The following is an 18,554-nucleotide window of genomic DNA, read 5'->3' as shown; positions in this document are numbered from 1 at the left end:
TTCGGTGAAGGTGTCGGCGCCGCGCATGAAACGTCGTAGGGTGTGGGGTTCTCAGATCAACGCTTCAGCCACTCGAATCGCTGACTTCGGTCGGAGGTATTTCAGCGGCCTGATAGGCCACGGCATCCACGTGCGCCGCCAGGAAAATGATCATGATGAACAGGTAGGCTGCCAGGAACAGCCTGCCGGCGGGCAGGGCCGTCAACAGCATTTCCACCGCGGATTCGCCGCCATGCTCCTTCAGGATGCGGGGCACGTCGATCGCGCCGCTGATGAACTGGTGCATGCTGTAGCTTTGCAGCGCCCCGAAGAAGAACCAGCAACCGACGCTGCCGCCGAGCAACAGGGCGTAGATCACTTCCTTGATCTTGCGGCCCTTCGACACACGGGCAACGAACATTGCCACGCCCGGCGAATACGACACCCACCACAGCCAGTAGAACACCGTCCAGCCGCGGCTGAAGGCGCCGTCGCCCGTGGGGTCGGTGAACAGGCTCATGTGGATGTAGTTCTGCAGCATGAGGCCGAGGCCGTTGACCACGTTGTTCGCAGTAAACAGCGTCGGGCCCACCACGAGCACCACGGCGGCCAGCAACAGCGCGCCCCAGCACACCATATGGCTCAGGCGCTGCATGCCGCCATCGATGCCCACGTAGGAGCTTAGCGAGAAGATGACCGAGACGCCGATGATCACGATCAACTGCGTCATGAAGGTATCGGGCACACCCGTCAGGCCCGACAGGCCGCGCGTGAAGGTGGAGGCCGTCAGCGCGATCGACACCGTGAGCGCGCCGAACATCGTCAGCAGGAAGATCAGGTCTACCGCCCGGCCGACCGGACCGCCGGCCTTGAAGCCGGTCACGGCCTCGACCATCGATGCCAGGTTCAGGCCTTTGTTCTTGCGGACATGAAAGTGATACGCCATGGCGAGCGAAGGCAAGGCATAGACCGCCCACGCGCTCAGGCCCCAGTGGAAGAACGAATAGCTGACGCTGTACTCAAGCGCCTGGCGCGTGCCTGTCGCGATATTCAGGCCCGGCGACTGATAGTAGTACACCCATTCCATCACGCCCCAGTACATGGTCGACGACCCCATTCCGGCGCAGATGAACATGAAGACCCACGATAGCGTGGAGTATTCCGGCTTGCCTTCGCCCAGCCGCACGTTGCCGTACTTGCTGAACGCCAGCGCCATGCAGGCGAGGACGCAGCCGAAGACGAAAATCTGGACAAGGGATCCGAACGAGCGCGTGGCCCAGTTGAACAGCTGCGACGCGGTGGCCGCGGCCTGGTCGGGCCACATCGTCATGGCGACCACGGTGGCTACGACTGCAGCCACGGTGCAGCCTGTCAGGAACAAGTCCCTGCTGCTTTTGGTAGTACTCAATTTGGTCTCCTCCTCCATTGCGTCTGCGCGCATGGAACGGTTGACAGTTGCGGGGGTGAAGTTTTCTCTGAACTCCTTTATGAAATTAACCAAAGGTTTACAATAACCAACAGTTAACGAGGCCTAGTCTAAGGAAGAAATTCGGCTTGCACAAGCGGGATTTCGCCCTATGTGGAGGCTGCCCCCGAAATGTCGCGGCAGGCGTGGCGAGCGGCGCACTTCGCTGCGTGTTACGGGTTAGCGGTGCGCACTGACGGGGCCCGCATGCCGGCGGTGTATCCTTTCGGACTCTTAGGATTCGCTACGGGCCTGACCTTGGGTGACCGGGTTCATCAGGCCGACACCATGAAAGAAGACAGCTTTGCTTTCCGCCTGAAGGAATTGCTCGAGCATAAGAAGCTCACGCTCCAGGCCGTTGCCACCGCGCTGGGCCTGTCGCGTCCGGCCATCCACAAATGGACGCGCGGCGGCGAGATCGACTATGACAACCTGCGCAAGCTGGCCGCGTTCCTCAACGTCAACTGGATCTGGCTGCGCTATGGCGAGGAGGCCCAGCGCGAGGCCGAGTCCTCCAGCGCTGTTTCGTTGCCGATGACCGATGTGCGGCGCAAGTACACCGCAGAGATCATGGACAGTGAAGCGCGGATGAAACTCGCGCAGGAGGCCGCGCGCATCGTGACGTGGGAGTGGAATCTCATCACCGATGCCGTCACCTATTCGCCGAATGTGGAAAGCGTGTACGGCTGGCCGATCGCCAGCAATGTCGATTTCTGGAAGCGCGCGCACCCCGAAGACATCCCGATGATGGAACGGATCTACGAGGATTCGCTGCGCACCGGCGAGCCGCATGAGTTCGATTTCCGCATCCTGCCGCCGGATGGCGGCATCCGCTGGATCTCCTCGCGCGCGACGCCCATCCGCGATGTCGAAGGCCGGCTGGTGAAGATGGTCGGCATCAGCATGGACAGTACCGCCCGCAAGGCGGTGGAGCAGTCGCTGCGCGATCAGCAGGCGCGCTTTCGCGCGGTCTTCGAACTCGCGTCCGAGGGCATGGCGCTGATCGGGATCGGCTGGCAATGGGAGTCGGTCAACGCGGCGCTGACCGGCATGCTCGGCTATTCGGAAGCGGCGTTGGCGGCGCTCACGCTGCCGGATCTGTTGGCGGGCGACGGCGAAGCGCTGCAGGGCCTGCTCAGCGGAACCGAGGATCGGTGCGCGTTCGAAGCCCGCCTTGTGCGCAAGGATGGGCGCCAGTTGCCGGTCAGCATCCGGGCGGCGCTATGCCGCGACGAAGAGACCAGGCTGCCGACGCACGTGATCGTGGCCGTCCAGGCGACCGGAAAAGCAAAGTAAGGCATCTGCGCGGTGTGCTGCCGCCGGCCGCAGGCCGCAGCGCACTCCGCAAGGGTAATGCCGCGCCCTGCAGCGCGTGGCGCGGCTTGAGAGCCTCAGGCGGCGAGGGCCTGCGCACTCGCCTTGCGGACCAGCGCCGCGATCGCCTCGCCTACGTCCCCGGTGCGTGCTTCGCCGCCCAGGTCCGGCGTGCGCGGTCCCTGTGCCAGCACCGCCTCGATGGCGTTCACGATGGCGTCGTGCGCCTCTCGGTAGCGCGCGCTATCGGCCGCCGCCATGCCTTCGGCGCCGCCGAGGAAGTCCAGCATCAGCGCGCCCGACCAGATCATGGCGATCGGGTTGGCGATGGCCTTGCCATAGATGTCGGGCGCCGAGCCGTGGACCGGCTCGAACAGCGACGGAAACTTGCGGTCCGGGTTGAGGTTGGCCGACGGCGCCAGCCCGATCGTGCCGGCGCAAGCCGGGCCCAGGTCGGAGAGGATGTCGCCGAACAGGTTGGAGGCCACCACCACGTCGAAGCGGTTGGGCTGCAGCACGAAGCGCGCCGTAAGGATGTCGATGTGCTGTCGGTCAACCGTCACATCCGGGTAGTGCTGCGCCATGGCGTCGGTGCGCTCGTCCCAGTACGGCATGCTGACCGCAATGCCGTTGGACTTGGTCGCCACCGTGAGATGGCGGCGCGGGCGCGATTGCGCCAGCTCGAAGGCGTAGCGCAGCACGCGGTCGGTGCCCACGCGGCTGAACACGGATTCCTGCAGCACCACCTCGCGCTCCGTGCCCTCGAACATGCGGCCGCCCAGCGAGGTGTATTCCCCCTCGGTGTTCTCGCGCACCACGAAGAAGTCGATGTCGCCCGGCTTGCGGTTGGCCAGCGGGCAAGGCACACCCTCGAACAGCCGCACCGGGCGCAGGTTCACGTACTGGTCGAACTCGCGGCGGAACTTCAGCAGCGAACCCCACAGCGAGACGTGGTCCGGCACCTTGGCGGGCCAGCCGACCGCGCCGAAATACAGCGCATCGAAGCCTTCCAGCTGCTCACGCCAGTCCGCCGGCATCATTGCGCCGGTCTGCAGGTAGTAGTCGCAGTGCGCCCAGTCGAAGCGGACGAATTCGAGCGCCAGCGAGAAGCGCTCGGCGGCGGCTTCCAGCACGCGCAGGCCTTCGGGCATGACTTCATTGCCGATGCCGTCGCCGGGGATGACGGCAATGCGGAAGGGCGCGGGAGAGGTCGTTGTCATGGCGGATGCTCGTGGTCGGGATTGGGATGGCCCATGGTACGGAACTCCAGGTGGAATATAATCGGCCAATCCGTGAATAGATAAAACACACTTCGTGAAGAATGACCTGCTCAATGAAGACCTGCGCGTCTTTATCGAGGTAGCGCGCAAATCGAGCTTCTCCGCCGCCGCGGAGGCGCTTGGCGTGTCGCCGGCCTATATCAGCAAGCGCATCCAGATGCTGGAAACGGCGCTTGCGGTAAAGCTCTTCCACCGCACCACCCGGCGCGTGGTGGTGAGCGAGGATGGCGAGCGCGTCTATGCGCTGGCGCAGCGCATCCTGGACGACATTGATCATCTCTACGAAGAAGTCTCAAGCACGCGCCGCAACCCGCGTGGCCTGCTGCGGGTTTGCTCCAGCTTTGGCTTCGGGCGCCGCGTCGTGGCCCCGGCCATCTCCGAGCTGTCTACGCTGTACCCGGCGCTCCAGGTTCGCTTCGAGGTGTTCGACCGGCTGGTGGATGTGGCGACCGAAGGTTTCGATCTCGACATCCGCGTGGGCGATGAGATCGCGCCGCACCATATCGCGCGCCGGCTTGGCGACAACCACCGCATCCTGTGCGCGTCTCCCGCCTACCTGGCGCGCCGCGGCCGGCCGCGCACGCTGGCCGACCTGGCCAGCCACGATTGCCTGGTCATCAAGGAGCGCGACCATCCCTTCGGCGTCTGGAAGCTGCGTAACGGCAACGCGGAGCAGACCGTCAAGGTCACGGGGCCGCTGTCGTCCAACAACGGCGAGATCGTAGTGCGCTGGGCGGTCGACGGCCGCGGCATCGTGCTGCGCTCGCTGTGGGACGTGGGGCCGATGCTGGCCGCGGGCGAGCTGGAGCAGATCCTGCCCGAATGCAGCCAGGAGGCGAATATCTGGGCGGTGTACCCCTCGCGCCTGACCAGCTCGGCCAAGATCCGTGTCTGCGTGGAATTCTTCGAAGCGTTCTTTCGCGAGCGTGCGGCCTCGCATGGGGCCATGCGAGGCTGAGATCGCTTAGTCCGCGTGAATATTTGCGGCTTGCGCGATCTTGCGCAGGCGCGCGATCTCGCTGGTGACGCGCGCACGGTATTCGCCGGCGCTGCCGTACTCCGGCTCGAAGCCGTTGGCGGTCATGCTTTGTTGCAGCGCGGGATCCTTCATCATGCTGGCAATGGCGGTTTCCAGCGTCTGGCGTGCCGGCGAGGGAATGCCCTTGGGCGCGACGATGGCAAACCAGGTGCTGAGCGACACGCCGGGATAGCCGCTTTCGATCGCCGTGGGCACCTGGGGCAACAGCATCGAGCGCGTGGCGCTGGTGACGGCGATGGCCTTGACCTTGCCGCCCTTGAGTTGCGGCGCGGCTGCCACCACGGTATCGACGGACAGCGGGATCTGGTTGCCGATCAGGTCGGCCATGGCGGGCGCGCTGCCTTTGTAAGGCACGTGCAGCAAGCCCATGCCGGTGGCCGCGTTGAGCATCTCGCCTGCGAAGTGCGCGGTGGTGCCCGCGCCATAGGAGCCGTAGGACATGCCCCCGGGCTTGGCCTTGGCCTCGGCCACCAGTTGCTTGAGCGTATCCGCCTTGACTGCCGGATTGGCCAGCAGCACCAGCGCGGTGGAGCCAACCATGCCGAGCGGCTCGAAGCTCTTGAGCGAGTCGTAGGGCAGGCGCGAATAGGTGACCGGATTCACCGTGAACGTCGTGGCTGCGCTGAGCAGCAGGGTGTAGCCGTCAGGCGTGGATTTCGCCACATAGTCTGCGCCGACGATGGTGCCGGCGCCGGCCTTGTTCTCCACCACCACGGATTGCCGCAGTACCTCGCCCAGCTTGCGCGCCACCAAGCGGGCGAGCACATCCGTGGAGCCGCCCGGGGGGAAGGGCACCACCAGCTTGATCGGCTTGTCAGGGTACGTCTGGGCCAGCGCCGGCCCGGCAGGCATGAGGGCCGCGCAAGCGGCTACACCGCCAAGGATGCATCGGGCCACGCCGCTGGTCTTGTCCAGTGTCCATCTTGTCATGTGCGTTGCAAACATCTGTGTTTCCCCTTGTGTTGCGATCAATGTGGTCGGTGCGCTGATCCCGGCCGGCGCCCGCCGCGGCGGCTTACAACGCCGGGCGGATGCGACCGGCCGGATTGGCCTGCTCGAACAGTTGCGCGAACGCCAGCAGCGCGCGCTCGCCGCGATACTTGCCGACGATCTGCAAGCCCACCGGCAAGCCGTCCGCGGTAAAGCCGCACGGCACCGAGATGGCCGGATGGCCCGTGATGGTGATGCGGTAGCAGGAGCGCATCCAGCCGATGTAGCTCGGCATGAACACGCCTTCGATGTGCTGCGGATACTCGGTTTCAACGGCGAACGGCGTCACCTGCGACACCGGTGCGATCAGGAAATCGTAGCGCTCCAGCAGCGCCTGCATGCGCGCGAACATGCGGCTGTGGGCCCGCGCGGCCTCGGCAATCGCGGCGCCGTCCTGGGCAAGCCCCAGGTCGATGTTCCAGCGCACCGTCTCCTTCATCAGTTCGCCATGCTCGGCGCGCGCCGCGCCATAGTTGGTGGCAAAAGCCAGCGCGCGCAGCACCTCGAAAGCGTGGTCGGCCCCGCTGAAATCCGGCTCCGCCTCGTCCACCGTGCAGCCCAGTGCCTGGCACTGGCGAATACCCTCCTGCAACATGCGGCTCACCGCCGGCTCGAACGGCAGCCCGCCGAGCGTCGGGCTGAGCGCCACTCGCAGGCCCTTGCCATCCAGCCGGGGCAGGGTGGCGAAATCACTGGCGTCGCTGGCGATCGCCAGCGGGTCGCCCGCATGGTCGCCGGCCAGCACGCTGAACATCAGCGCCACGTCCGCTACCGAGCGGCCCATCGGCCCGCCCACGGTGAGCGTGTTGAACGCATGGTTGGCCGGCGCCATCGGCACCCTGCCGATCGACGGGCGCAAGCCCACCACATTGCAGAAGCTGGCCGGGTTGCGCAGCGAGCCGCCCATGTCCGAGCCATCGGCCAGCGCGACCATGCCCGCGGCCAGCGCCGCCGCGCTGCCGCCGCTGCTGCCGCCGGCCGAGACGTCCTGGCGGTAAGGGTTGCGCGTGGCGCCGAACACGGCGTTGAAGGTGTGCGAGCCGGCGCCGAACTCCGGCAGGTTGGTCTTGCCCAGCATGATGGCGCCCGCCGCCCGCTGGCGCGCCACCACCGCGCTGTCTTGCGCCGGCACGAAATCCCGGTACACGGCGGACCCGAAGGTAGTGCGCACGCCCGCGCTCAGGAAGGAATCCTTGTGCGCCACCGGCAGGCCAAACAGCGGCCCAGGCACGGCGCCACGCGCCAGCGCCGTGTCGGCCGCATCGGCCGCGGCCAGCGCCTGGTCGAACGTGGTGGTGACGATGGCGTTGACGGCCGGGTTGACGCGCTCGATGCGCTCGATATGCGCGTCCACGACTTCGCGCACGCCCAACTCCCGGCTGCGGATGGCGCGGGCCATGTCCACGGCGCCCAGGTAGCAGATGTCTTCCATGAGATCGGTCTCCTTGCTTCGCTTTGCTTTCTGTCGGCGCCCCTGCCGCTTGCATGCTGGCTTGCTCGCGCCGTGCGGCCGGGGCATGGCGTAACGATAGAGGCTGCCGGGCCGGTTCCGGCAAAGGGCGTGTCGCAATGCCAACAGCATTTGCGGTCTCTCTACGCCCGTTCACGCCCGCTCGTGGCGTGGCACGGCGCACTACCCGCACCGCCACGGTGCCGTTTGCGCGAGAACTTGCCGCGCGGGCCGCGCTGCATGGCATTTCGGCACCATTGGCGCTCGGCCCGGGTAGAAAGCTGCTTTCTAAAATCAGCAAGGCAATTGAAGGTCAGGCTTATCATTGCGCAAAGGCCGGCGCGGCATTTGCGCGTGCTGCTCGCCTATCCCGCCACCGGCACGCAAGCCAGAAGCATAGAAGCACAACCATGAAGCTCACATCGATCCACGCGGTACCGCTGGCCTATTTCCTCGAAGTGGCGGAGCGTGGCTCGCTCAGCGCGGCCTCTGCCTCGTTGCATGTGGCGGTATCGGCCATCAGCCGGCAGGTGGCCCGGCTCGAAGCGGAGCTCGGCACCACGCTCTTCGAGCGCGAGCCGCGCGGCATGCGCCTGACCGAGGCTGGACAGGTGGTGCAGCAATACGGACGCCGCGCCTTCCTCGACGCGCAGACCTTGCAGGCCGATCTCCAGGGCCTGCTTAGCGTGGCGCACAGCAAGGTCAGGCTGGCCTGCACCGACGGCTTCGCGCGGGACTACATGCCTTACGCCATGGCGCTGTTCCAGCGCCGCTTTCCCGGCGTGAGCTTTTCGCTTGAGGTTTGCGCGCCCGCGCTCGCCACCCGCATGGTGCGAGAGGGGGCGGTGGACCTGGCGCTGACGTTCGCCATCGCCGCGCAGGAAGGCATCGAGGTCGCCTATTCGGAGGTCGCGCCGGTCTATGCCTATGTGGCGCGCAAGCATCCGCTGGCCGCGCTCAAGCGAGCCAGCCTGAGGGAGGTGGTGGCATATCCGCTCGCGCTGCCCAGCGAGACCAACACCATCCGGCAACTGTTCGACCTGGCCTGCGGCGTGGAAGGGCTGCGCCCGCGCATATTGCTTAGCAGCAATTCCCTGAGCGCGCTGGTGGGCTACCAGGCCTATGCGGATGCGGTGTACCTGACGGGATCCCTGGCGGTGCGCAACAACCTGCGCGCGGAGCGGCGCGTGCTGGTGCCGATTGCCAGCCGCGCCATGCAGCAGCGCGCGCTGCAGGTACAAACCATGGCAGGGCGCCACCTGCCGCCGGCGGTGCGTGCCTTCGTCGAATGGCTGGCCGAGGACATCGCGGGGCGGCGCCGAGCGGTATCTGACCAGCCGGCGCGCCGGCGCGCGGCCCAGCCTTCGGCATGAAACGCCGGCGCAGGGGCGGTCCTTAACACGTCAGCAATCCTTTCGGCGAGTAACCGCACTTGGGATTTGCCACGCCCGCTGCCTATGATGGAGAAACGTATCCGGAGCACCGAGCTGGCGGGTGCGGATCATAGCCAGCGGCCAACGCGCCAAGGAGGGCGGACATGTCAAACCACACCTACAAACTGGTCGAGATCGTGGGTTCGTCGCCGGACGGCTGCGACTCGGCGATCCGTAGCGCCATCGAGAAGGCGAGCGAGACCATCAAGCATATCGACTGGTTCGAAGTGGTTGAGACACGCGGGCACATCGCGGACGGCAAGGTCGCGCACTTCCAGGTCACGTTGAAGGTTGGGTTTCGCGTGAGCTGAGTTGCGCGGCGTCATCCGCGTGGCAATACAACTGGTTGAGCGCCGCGTCGGGCGCGTCGCGCAAGAAGGCGAGCATCTTCTCGATGAAGGGCCCGTTGGCGGTGCGCGGCACCTGCCGTACCCACCGGATGGCCTCATGTTCCTGGCCGCATAGCGCCAGCGCGCGGGCATAGTTGAACTGCCCGCGAAAATCGCCGCCTTCGGCCGCGCGGCGATAGTAGTCCATTGCCACGGCCGCGTCGCGTTCCACTTCCCAGCCGTCCTCGTAGAAGCCGCCTACGATATTGAGCGACTTGGCGTGCTCCATGCCGGCGGCCCGCAGATACCAGTCCAGGGCTTGCGAGCGGCTGGCGGTAATGCCGCGGCCCAGCACCAGCGCGGTTGCCAGGTTGTACATGCCCCAGTCGGAGCCGCGTTGCGCCGCGAGGGTGTACCACTGCGCTGCCGCGTGATCGTCCTGCAGCGTGCCCCAGGCGTTTTCGTAGCAGCGGCCGGTCATGTTCGAGGCACCTGCATGGCCGGCGTGCGCGGCGTACTTGAACCATGCAAAGGCGCGGGCTTCGTCGCGTTCCAGGCCGTGGCCAGCGAGAAACCACTGGCCGAGAATCATCTGCGCGTCGAGGTTGCCCTGCACGGCTGCGCCGCCCAGCCAGGGCAGCGCCAGGTGGGGCGGCTCGCGGAGCTTGTCGGCCAGGCCGTTGGGGCCGAGCTGGTCGAGCTCTCCGGGAGAGGCGATGCGAAAGGGAAGCGAGTCCAGAGTGTCCAAAGTGTCCAGAGTGTCCATACAGGGCGGATAAAGTAAAAACGGCACACCGGGCCGCAAGGGTGGTGTGCCGTGTGCGGGCTGGCCGGTCTGCCAGACCGGCCAGCAGCGCAGGGTTTGCCGAGCGCCTGCGCGCTCAATAACGCACGTTGAGGCTCAGGACGCCAGAGCGTCCGGGAGCGATCGATGCGTAGTGGCTGGCGTAAGCCTGGTTGTAGTAGACCTTGTCGGCCAGGTTGAACACATTGAGCTGCAGCGCGACGTTCTTGTTGATGCGATACGAGGCCATCGCGTCGAAGCGCCAGTACGAGGGCACCCACTTGTTGCTGGCTTCGCTGCCCCATACCTTGGACACGTAGTACGCACCGCCGCCCACCGTGAGGTTGGGGATGATCTGATACGTGCTCCACACGCTGAAGCTGTCCGCCGGCGTGTTGGGGAAGGTCTGGCCGTTGGTGGCGCCGAAGGCCGCACCGGAGCCGCCGTTGTTGCGCAGTTCGCTCTTCAGGTGGGTATAGCCGCCGAACACGGCCCACTTGTCGGTGACGTTGCCCGAGAAGCCCAGTTCCACGCCATCCACGCGTTTATCGCCGGCCATGGCGGCGGTGCCGTCCTGCATGGTGATGCGCGCATTGGTGGTTTCCACGCGGAAGATCGCCGCCGTCAGCGCCAGGCGCTTGCGCAGCACGTCCCACTTGGTGCCGATTTCGAAGGCGCGGTTCTTTTCGGGGGCAAGGTTGGAGCCGGGATTGCGGCCATTGCGGTCCGGCGCCAGCGCGTTGCCATCGCTGCCCTGGGCCAGGAAAGAGCCGGCCGGCGTCGATGAGGTACCGTAGGAGACGTAGAAGCTGGCGTTGTCCACCGGCTTGTAAACCAGGCCCAACTGGTAGTTGAACAGGTTGTCGTCACGCGAATACTCGGCGCGGGTGCCGTTGGCCGCGCGGGCCGCCTGGAACTCGGTGCTGTAGCGGTCGAAACGCACGCCGGCATTGAGCAGCCACTGCTTGTTCAGCTCGATCGAGTCGAAGGCGTAGACCGAACTGGTGTTGGTCTTCGAGTTGGTCGGGTTGTTCACGCGGCTGATGGCGCCGGACGACGGGTCGTTGGGGTTCGGGTTGTACAGCGTGGTGCAGTTGTAGCCGCCGGCCGCGCCCGGGCCGCTCGGGCAGCGGTTGCCATTGGTGCCACCCGTATCCACGTTGTAGCTGTCGTTCTCGCTCTTCTCTTGCGCGAACTCCACGCCGAAGGCGTACTTGTGCTTGATCGTGCCGGTGGTGAACTCGCCCGACAGGTCGGTCTGGTTGGCAATGGTATTGGCGGTGGCCACGCGCGTGTTGGCGCGGCGCCAGATCATGCCGTAGTAGAGGTTGCCCTGGCTGTCGTCCGGCTGGGTCCAGATGTAGTCCTGGCTGGTCCTGGCAATGCGGGTCTGGTTGCGGAACTTGAGCGCGGGGCTGAAATCGTGCTCGAAGCGAATGGTGCCCATATCCGCTTTGTCCTTGCGGAAATCGCGGTCGGACAAGCCGTAGTAGGTGTTGCGCGGCACGTTCACCGGCGAGCCGTCGCCGGCCAAGCTCACGCGCGGGCGGCCATCCGTGCGGCGGTTGAAGGTGGGGTTGTTGTAGGGGATGCCGGTGTCGGGGATATCGTCCGACTGCATGTGGTAGTAGGACAGCGTCAGGCGCGTGTCGGTACCCAGGCCAAAAGCCACGGACGGTGCGAAGCCCCAGCGATTTTGATGCGTGGTATCGCGCCCGGCGACGCCGGCATCGTGATACATGGCGTTCAGGCGGAAGGCCGCGTGGTCGGCGAACTTCCAGTTGCCGTCGACCGTGGCACGCTTGTAGTCCGCATTGCCGACGCCGATGTTGCCTTCGGCGAAGCTCGTCAACCTGGGCGCCTTGCTGACGATGTTGATGCTGCCGCCGGCCGAGCCGCGGCCGTCGTAGGCGCCGGCCGGGCCCTTGGTGACCTCGACCGATTCGACATTGAACAACTCACGGCTCTGCGAGCCGATATCGCGGAAACCATCCAGGAAGGTGCTGGCCTGGGCATCGTAGCCACGGATAAAGGGCCGGTCGCCCACCGGGTTGCCGCCTTCGCCGGCGCCGAAGGAGATACCGGGAACCGTACGCAGCACATCGCTCAGGCTGGTCGAACCGGTGCTCTGGATCACTTCCTGCGGAATGATGGTGATCGACTTGGGCGTATCGAGCAGGGCGCCGGGCGTCTTGATCGACGATGCCGTGTCAGCCTTGAAGCCACTTTCGTTGGCGCCGCTGACTGTGACCGCGGGCAATTCCACGGCGGCAACGGTCGTGCCGGCAGATTGGGCAGCTACCGGGGCGGCTGCGACCGCCATGCCTACAGCGCCGGAAAGGCGTGGGATGACGTTATGTTTTCTGTTCTTCCGGACGACAAAAGCGGTCTGCACAAATTTCCCCGATTGTTTGAATGATGTTGCGAATGAGATGGATTATCATTTGTGTTTGATATGTCAGTCAAGACATACAACCATGACGTCTGTAGCGAAAACGTTACATTTAGGATTTTCAGTATGGAACGACTTGCCGTGGCACGCCCGGATTGGGCGTGCCACGGCGGCGCTTGTCGGCCGGGACCCGCTTGCGCTCAATAGCGCAGGTTCACGTTGAAAATGGCGGCGCGCCCAGGCGCTATCGATGCGTAGTGCGCCGGGTAGGCCTGGTTGTAATAGACCTTGTCGGCGAGATTCATCACGTTGAGTTGCAGCGTCACGTTTTTGTTGAGCCGGTAGGCGGCCATGGCGTCGAAACGCCAGTAGGAGGGCACCCAGTTGTTGCGGGCCTGGCTGCCCCATACCTTGGACACGTAGTAGGCGCCGCCGCCCAGCGTGAGGTTGGGGAAGGGCTGGTAGGTACTCCACACGCTGAAGCTGTCCGACGGTGTGTTTGGGAAGGAGTGGCCATCGCTCGCGCCGAAGTCGCTGCCGGATCCGCCGTTCTTGCGCCACTCGCTTTTCAGGTGGGTGTAGCCGCCGAACACCGCCCACTGGTCGGTGACGTTGCCGGAAAAGCCGAGCTCGATGCCGTCCACGCGCTTGTCGCCCGCCATGGCCGCGAGGCCGTCTTCCAGGGTGATGCGTGCGTTGGTGGTCTCCACGCGGAAGATCGCGGCGGTCAATGCCAGGCGCTTGCGCAGCGCGTCCCACTTGGTGCCGAGTTCGATGCTGCGGTTCTTCTCGGGGGACAGCGCGCTGCCCGCCTTGGTCGGCGCCAGCCCGCTGAGCTCGCTGCCCTGCCCGACCACAGCACCTGCGGGCGTGGATGAGGTGCCGTAGGACAAGTAGACACTGGCGTTTTCCACCGGTTTGTAGACCACGCCGACCTGGTAGTTGAAGAGATTGTCGTCTCGCGCATGCGTGCTGCGCGGGCCGGCGCCGCTGTTGGCGCGGGCGGTCTCGACCTCGCCGCTGTAGCGATCGAAGCGCAGTCCGGCATTCACCAGCCACTGTTTGTTGAGCTCGATCGAGTCGAAGGCATAGACCGATGTGGTAGTGGCCTTGTGATTGGTCGGATTGTATTCGCGGGCGATCCGGCCGGACCACGGGTCGTGCGGATCCGGGTTGTACAGCGTGGTGCAGTTGTAGCCGCTGGCGGCGCCCGGGCCGCGCGGGCAGCGCTTGTCGCCGGTGCCTACGCTGTAGCCGTCGTTCTCGCTCTTTTCCCGGGAAAACTCCACGCCGAAGGCGTACTTGTGCTTGAGCGCGCCCGTGAGAAACTCTCCGGACAGGTCGGTCTGGTTGGCCACCGTAGTGGATATGCCGTGGCGCTGGTTGGTCCTGCGCCAGACCAAGTCGTAATAGATATTGCCTTCGAAGCTGCCGTCGGGCCGCGTCCAGAGGTAGTCCTGCTTGGTGCGGCCGAACCGCGTCTGGTTGCGGAACTTGAGCGCGGGGCTGAAATCGTGCTCGAAGCGGATCGTGCCGACGTCCGCGCTGTCCTTGCGGAAATCGCGGTCGACGAGTCCGTAGTACGTGTTGCGCGGCAGCTTGAGCGGCGAACCATCGCCTGCCAGCCGGGTGCGTGGCCGGCCGTCCTTGCGGGCATTGAACGTGGGGTTGTTGTAGGGCATGCCGGTGTCGGGCAGCGCGTCCGTCTCCATGTGGTAGTAGGACAGCGTCAGCCGCGTATCGCTGCCCAGGCCGAAGGCAATCGAAGGCGCGAAGCCCCAGCGCTCCTGGTGCGTCGAGTCGCGCCCGGGCACGCCGGCATCGTGGTACATGGCGTTCATGCGCACCGCGGTGCGATTGCCGAGTTGCCAGTTGGCGTCGGCGGTGCCGCGCTTGTAGCTGGCGTTGCCCACGCCGAAGTTGCCTTCGGCGAAGCTGTCAAGCTTGGGCGACTTGCTGACGATGTTGATGCTGCCGCCAGCCGAGCCGCGCCCGTCATAGGCGCCCGCCGGGCCCTTGGTGACCTCGACCGATTCGATATTGAACATTTCGCGCGACTGCGCGCCGATATCGCGGAAGCCATCGAGAAAGGTGCTGGCCTGGGCATCGTAGCCGCGGATAAAGGGGCGGTCGCCAACCGGGTTGCCACCCTCGCCCGCGCCAAAGGCGATGCCGGGAACGGCGCGCAGTACCTCGCTGAGGCTGGTCGACGCCGTGCTCTGGATGAGCTCGTGCGGGATCACGGTGATGGACTTGGGCACATCGAGCAGCGGGCCGGGCGTCTTGATCGACGACGTGCTGTCTGCCTTGAACTCGCTGTGGCTCGAGCCGCTGACGGTGACCTGCGGCAATTCCACCGCAGCCATCTTGGGGTCCCCGCCTGGCTGGGCGGCTACGGGCGCGGCCGCGATGGCCACGCCAACGGCGCCTGTGAGACGCGGGATGGCGCTTTGCTTCTTGTTGGTCCTGGTGACGAGGGCGCTTTGCATGACTCTCCAACTGCTGCGGTTTGAAATGAATGCGAGCAATTATCATTTGCATTCACGCCCCAGAAACTCGGAAGAATCTGCAAAGCGCATGGGAAATTTCCCAAATGTGCTTCGTTTTTGTCGTGTATTCGCTACTTGATCGCCACTTAAGTGCTACTTGATCGGCCTATTCAAACTGGTAAGAGTAAGTCGCGTTCAAGCGTGGCGACCGGCGCGCGGCATTGGTCGGCCTGTCGCCAACCGGCTGCGCCACCGAGACATCGAGCGTGTAGTAGCGCCGGTCCGAGAAGCGCAGGCCGATGGCCACCGACTGCAGCGTGCGGTGCACCAGCGACAAGCTGTTCGAGTACACGCGCGCCATGTCCGTCAGCACGTAAGGCTGCGCGGTCTTCAGGTAGGCCAGGCCAGGCGTGAAGAGACGGTTGATCTCCGCCGACGCGCCCCAGCCCTTGTCGCCCGCCACTTCGCCCGCCGGATAGCCGAGCCCGAAGAAGCGTCCGCCAAAGCTGATCTGCTCGCTCGACGCCAGGCGCTGCCCGCTGTACTGGCCCGCGGCGGACATCGCCACGCCGAAGCCCCAAGGCAGGTCGGTGGCCTGCGACACCACCATCCGGCTACGCACGAAGTCCAGGTCGTTGATATTGTTCTCGCGGCTCGCGCCGAGCGCGTTCATGCCTTTGTAGACGCCAAGCGTGGCACTGCGGGTCTGGCCCTCCTGCCGCTGCACGTAGGCGAGTTCCGCGCTTAGCACGCGCACGTGCGTGGTCAGCGCGATCTGGCTGCCCGTGCCCGATTGCGTGTAGCGCTCGAACTGGTCGTTGGCATAGAGGCCGCCGGTAGCCGTGAGCGAATGCGCGTTATTGAGGATCACCGGATAGCTGAGCGTGCCGCCGAGGCGCTTGGTGTCGTTCACGTAGCGCGTATCGAAGCCGATCTGCGCCAGCGCGCCGTTTTGCGGCACGCCACGGTAATGCGAGGCGCTCAGGCGGGCCATCATGCCCTCGGTACCGATCGGCTGGCCGTAGCTGGCGACGTAGTACTCCTCGTGATCCGGGCCCCGGGGCGCCAGCGCGGAGACCGATATCTGTTCTCCCAGCGGCGTCAGGCTGTTGGTGGTGGCGGTGAAGATGCCACGCACGCTCGGCGATTTGTAATCCAGGCCCATGCCAAACGTAAAGGGCTTGCGCTTGACCTCGAGCACCATCTCGCAGGCGCCGTCCGTGGTCTGCGGCGGCTGCACGGTAGCGGCCACCTGCATGCCGGGCTGCAGCGCCAGCACGTTGACGTAATGCTCGAAGGTCTCGCGGCGCAGCGGATGGTCCTGCATCAACTGCTCGGCAATGGCGCGCAGGCGGCCTTCGGCCGGGCCCGCTTCGCCCCGGATCGTGATGGTGGAGACATGGCCTTCCACCACGGTGACCAGCACGTTGCCATTCTCGAAACGCTGTGTCGGGACAAAGGCGAAGGACAGCGGATAGCCGCGTTGCTGGTACATCTGGGTGACTTCATTTGCCACCTCCAGCAACTGGCCCACCGTGATTTCCTTGCCGGCCAGCGGTGCGAACTTGGCCGCGATCTGCGCGAATGGAATCGCCTTCACGCCTTCGATCTGGAAGCGCTGCGGCGTGAGCTTGCTGGAGAGCAGGTCTTGCAGCGCGGAGTCCGGCCGCTCGACCTGCACGGTGACCCTGCTCTCGGGCGGGCGCGCAGGCGCGATGCTAGGCAAGGTTTGCGTGGGATCGCCCAGGATCGGGCTGCGTGGCTCCGCAAGGACACCGTTGCAGGCGCCGATGCCGAGCAGCAACGTGGCAACACGCAGGCGTGTGTGCGTCATGGTCATACCCCTGGATCCGTAAAAATCAGCATGCGGCTTTAACGCGGTGTGCCAATCACGCCAGGGGTGCCGCTACCCTTGGCGGTATTGCGTGGCCGATCGCGTTCTCTCTTTTAATGCTCAGCGCTTGGTGCCGAGGCCGCCCAGCAGGCCACCCACGAGGCCGGTAAGCGGCGCCAGCGCGTTGTTGCCCGAGCCGCTGCCGTTGCTGGCGCCATTGCCCCCGGTGATGCCCGCGACGAGGCCGGTAACCGGTGCGAGCGCATTGCTTGCGCCGCCACCCGTGGCACCGCCGGTTGCGCCGCCGGCCACGCCTGCGACCGTGCTCACCACGCCGCTGACCAGTCCGGTGACGGGTGCGAGCGGGCCGCTCGCGCTGCCGCCGCCGAGGCCGCCGGGCAGCCCGCCAGTCAGTCCGCCAACGAGGCTGGTCACCGGAGCCAGCGGGCCGCTTGCGCTGCCACCCGTCAGGCCACCCGTAAGTCCGCCCAGCAGGCTCGTGACCGGTGCCAGCGGGTTGCCGGTGCCAGTGCCGCTCGGGTTGTAGGCCACGCCGCCCAGCGCGGCGACCGTGCCGCCCGCGCCGGCGACGATGCCGCCCACGCCCGACACCACCGGCGTGTTGGTTTGCCTGATGGTGTTGCCCGCCGTGGCCAGGCCGCCGCCAAGCGTCGCCAGCAGGTTGTTGGCCGGCGCCCCCATGCCGGTCGCCGCGCCCAGCGTCTGCGTGGTGCTGGTGAGTTGCGCGGTGAGGGGCACGATGAGCTTGCTGACGCCACCGGTCAACTGCTCCACGGGGCCGGTCGAGAGGGCCGCGCCGAGCGGTGCGCCCGCGCCATTGACCGCGGTGCCGACTTGCGAAACCAGTGAACCCACCGGCGTGGTGACTGCTGCCAGCGGCGACAGCGGACCGCTGCCCAGGCCGCTGACGAGCGCGCCTGCGTTGGTCACGGCATTGCCAACCCGGCTGACTACGCCGCCGGTGCTTGCCACCGTGGTGCCGAGCGGGTTGGTGGCATTGGGGGTGTTGCCCAGGCCGTTCTGCACCCCGTTGCCCAGGGTGCTGACCGCGGCGCCAAGCGAGCCGACCACGCCGCCCAGGCCATCTTTGGATTGGGTCGAGAGGATCGGCAGGTTGGTGTTCTTGATTTGCGTGCCGAGGTCGCTCACTACGTTGCCGGCCGAGGTCACCAGGCCACCCGCTTGATTGACGATCTGGCTGGTCGGCGTCAGCGCAGCCGTGCTGCCACCACCGTTGTTGCCGCCGTTATTGCCACCATTGTTTCCGCCGTTGTTTCCGCCATTGTCGCCGCCGGAATTGCCACCATTGCTGCCACCGCCCGTGCCGGCGTTGGTGCCGGCGGCGGCGGTGCCAACGCTGGTACCGCCGCCATTGCTGCTGCCCGCACCGCTGCCGGTATCCATGGACGTTGTGCCGCCACCGCTTGCGCAACCGCCGAGTGCCAACAGCGAGCCGAGCAGTGCCGTGATGAGGATTTGTTGAGTACGCATGACCTTTTCCATTTTTTTTCTTCCCGTCGTGACATCACGGTGCGCATGGCGCATGCCGTGGTGTCACTGCATTGCGCAAAGGGTGTGCCAGTGCGTGCCGGCACGCCGCCGGTCCGCGCCAGAACACCGGATAGAAATGCGCCAAGCCTTGCCGCGCATGGGTTTGAAGAGGATGAGACATAGCCGGGAAAGGACCAGACATGAGCGCGCTGCGCGGTGTTTCGGTGTTACGCGTTACGTAACGCCGTGGCGCTCACACGGAAC

General features: G+C 65.7%; 13 protein-coding genes. 4 read left to right on the top strand and 9 right to left on the bottom strand.

Going from position 1 to position 18,554, the window contains the following annotated elements:
• Positions 1-64: 64 nt before the first annotated feature.
• Complete coding sequence (locus ACGLHR_RS32925) at positions 65-1,387, bottom strand: BCCT family transporter (protein ID WP_400099031.1); 1,323 nt, start codon at positions 1,385-1,387, stop codon at positions 65-67.
• A 189-nt stretch (positions 1,388-1,576) separates the two neighbouring features.
• On the opposite strand from ACGLHR_RS32925, the gene ACGLHR_RS32920 reads away from it, so the two are divergent.
• Complete coding sequence (locus tag ACGLHR_RS32920) at positions 1,577-2,740, top strand: PAS domain-containing protein (RefSeq protein WP_400099029.1); 1,164 nt, start codon at positions 1,577-1,579, stop codon at positions 2,738-2,740.
• 95 nt (positions 2,741-2,835) lie between these two features.
• Here the strand turns inward: ACGLHR_RS32920 and ACGLHR_RS32915 are convergent, their stop codons facing one another.
• The gene (locus tag ACGLHR_RS32915) at positions 2,836-3,978 is read right to left on the bottom strand and encodes a tartrate dehydrogenase (protein WP_400099027.1); all 1,143 of its coding nucleotides are present in this window, start codon (positions 3,976-3,978) and stop codon (positions 2,836-2,838) included.
• 94 nt (positions 3,979-4,072) lie between these two features.
• Here ACGLHR_RS32915 and ACGLHR_RS32910 point away from each other — a divergent pair, with 94 nt between their 5' ends.
• Positions 4,073-4,996, top strand: coding sequence for a LysR substrate-binding domain-containing protein (locus tag ACGLHR_RS32910; RefSeq protein WP_318233987.1), 924 nt, complete (start codon positions 4,073-4,075; stop codon positions 4,994-4,996).
• A gap of 6 nt (positions 4,997-5,002) precedes the next feature.
• On the opposite strand, the gene ACGLHR_RS32905 is transcribed toward ACGLHR_RS32910, so the two are convergent.
• Together ACGLHR_RS32905 and ACGLHR_RS32900 are read right to left on the bottom strand one after the other, a co-directional pair.
• Positions 5,003-6,007: a Bug family tripartite tricarboxylate transporter substrate binding protein gene (locus ACGLHR_RS32905; RefSeq protein ID WP_400099025.1), complete on the bottom strand. Its 1,005-nt coding sequence runs from the start codon at positions 6,005-6,007 to the stop codon at positions 5,003-5,005.
• 85 nt (positions 6,008-6,092) lie between these two features.
• On the bottom strand, positions 6,093-7,499 hold the full coding sequence (locus ACGLHR_RS32900) for an amidase (RefSeq protein ID WP_400099024.1): 1,407 nt from the start codon (positions 7,497-7,499) through the stop codon (positions 6,093-6,095).
• 428 nt (positions 7,500-7,927) lie between these two features.
• Here ACGLHR_RS32900 and ACGLHR_RS32895 point away from each other — a divergent pair, with 428 nt between their 5' ends.
• Together ACGLHR_RS32895 and ACGLHR_RS32890 are read left to right on the top strand one after the other, a co-directional pair.
• Positions 7,928-8,890, top strand: coding sequence for a LysR family transcriptional regulator (locus tag ACGLHR_RS32895; protein ID WP_400099022.1), 963 nt, complete (start codon positions 7,928-7,930; stop codon positions 8,888-8,890).
• 164 nt (positions 8,891-9,054) lie between these two features.
• Positions 9,055-9,261 (top strand): dodecin, encoded by a 207-nt coding sequence (locus tag ACGLHR_RS32890; RefSeq protein ID WP_400099020.1) that lies wholly within the window; start codon positions 9,055-9,057, stop codon positions 9,259-9,261.
• Here the strand turns inward: ACGLHR_RS32890 and ACGLHR_RS32885 are convergent.
• The 5 genes from ACGLHR_RS32885 to ACGLHR_RS32865 form a co-directional block, all read right to left on the bottom strand.
• Entirely contained in the window at positions 9,230-10,018 is a 789-nt protein-coding gene (locus ACGLHR_RS32885; protein ID WP_400099036.1) for a tetratricopeptide repeat protein, read from the bottom strand. The genes ACGLHR_RS32890 and ACGLHR_RS32885 overlap by 32 nt on opposite strands.
• Before the next feature lie 142 nt (positions 10,019-10,160).
• On the bottom strand, positions 10,161-12,386 hold the full coding sequence (locus ACGLHR_RS32880; protein ID WP_400099018.1) for a TonB-dependent receptor: 2,226 nt from the start codon (positions 12,384-12,386) through the stop codon (positions 10,161-10,163).
• Between the two features lie 269 nt (positions 12,387-12,655).
• Positions 12,656-14,944 (bottom strand): TonB-dependent receptor, encoded by a 2,289-nt coding sequence (locus ACGLHR_RS32875; RefSeq protein WP_400099016.1) that lies wholly within the window; start codon positions 14,942-14,944, stop codon positions 12,656-12,658.
• A 166-nt stretch (positions 14,945-15,110) separates the two neighbouring features.
• The gene (locus tag ACGLHR_RS32870) at positions 15,111-16,778 is read right to left on the bottom strand and encodes a ShlB/FhaC/HecB family hemolysin secretion/activation protein (RefSeq protein WP_400099014.1); all 1,668 of its coding nucleotides are present in this window, start codon (positions 16,776-16,778) and stop codon (positions 15,111-15,113) included.
• Between the two features lie 120 nt (positions 16,779-16,898).
• Entirely contained in the window at positions 16,899-18,290 is a 1,392-nt protein-coding gene (locus tag ACGLHR_RS32865) for a collagen-like triple helix repeat-containing protein (RefSeq protein ID WP_400099012.1), read from the bottom strand.
• Positions 18,291-18,554 lie beyond the last annotated feature (264 nt).

The organism is Cupriavidus sp. CuC1, assembly GCF_044627735.1.
GTDB lineage: Bacteria > Pseudomonadota > Gammaproteobacteria > Burkholderiales > Burkholderiaceae > Cupriavidus > Cupriavidus ulmosensis.
Note: the sequence above shows the minus strand (reverse complement) of the source record. Positions and strands in the feature narration are given on the sequence as shown.

What these genes read in the sequence shown, in the direction of transcription:
- ACGLHR_RS32920 (WP_400099029.1), top strand. Translation starts at nt 1,577, where the DNA reads ATGTCGCGGCAGGCGTGGCGAGCGGCGCACTTCGCTGCGTGTTACGGG.
- ACGLHR_RS32915 (WP_400099027.1), bottom strand. Translation starts at nt 3,978, where the DNA reads ATGACAACGACCTCTCCCGCGCCCTTCCGCATTGCCGTCATCCCCGGC.
- ACGLHR_RS32905 (WP_400099025.1), bottom strand. Translation starts at nt 6,007, where the DNA reads ATGACAAGATGGACACTGGACAAGACCAGCGGCGTGGCCCGATGCATC.
- ACGLHR_RS32900 (WP_400099024.1), bottom strand. Translation starts at nt 7,499, where the DNA reads ATGGAAGACATCTGCTACCTGGGCGCCGTGGACATGGCCCGCGCCATC.
- ACGLHR_RS32895 (WP_400099022.1), top strand. Translation starts at nt 7,928, where the DNA reads ATGAAGCTCACATCGATCCACGCGGTACCGCTGGCCTATTTCCTCGAA.
- ACGLHR_RS32890 (WP_400099020.1), top strand. Translation starts at nt 9,055, where the DNA reads ATGTCAAACCACACCTACAAACTGGTCGAGATCGTGGGTTCGTCGCCG.
- ACGLHR_RS32880 (WP_400099018.1), bottom strand. Translation starts at nt 12,386, where the DNA reads ATGGCGGTCGCAGCCGCCCCGGTAGCTGCCCAATCTGCCGGCACGACC.
- ACGLHR_RS32875 (WP_400099016.1), bottom strand. Translation starts at nt 14,944, where the DNA reads ATGCAAAGCGCCCTCGTCACCAGGACCAACAAGAAGCAAAGCGCCATC.
- ACGLHR_RS32870 (WP_400099014.1), bottom strand. Translation starts at nt 16,778, where the DNA reads ATGACGCACACACGCCTGCGTGTTGCCACGTTGCTGCTCGGCATCGGC.
- ACGLHR_RS32865 (WP_400099012.1), bottom strand. Translation starts at nt 18,290, where the DNA reads ATGCGTACTCAACAAATCCTCATCACGGCACTGCTCGGCTCGCTGTTG.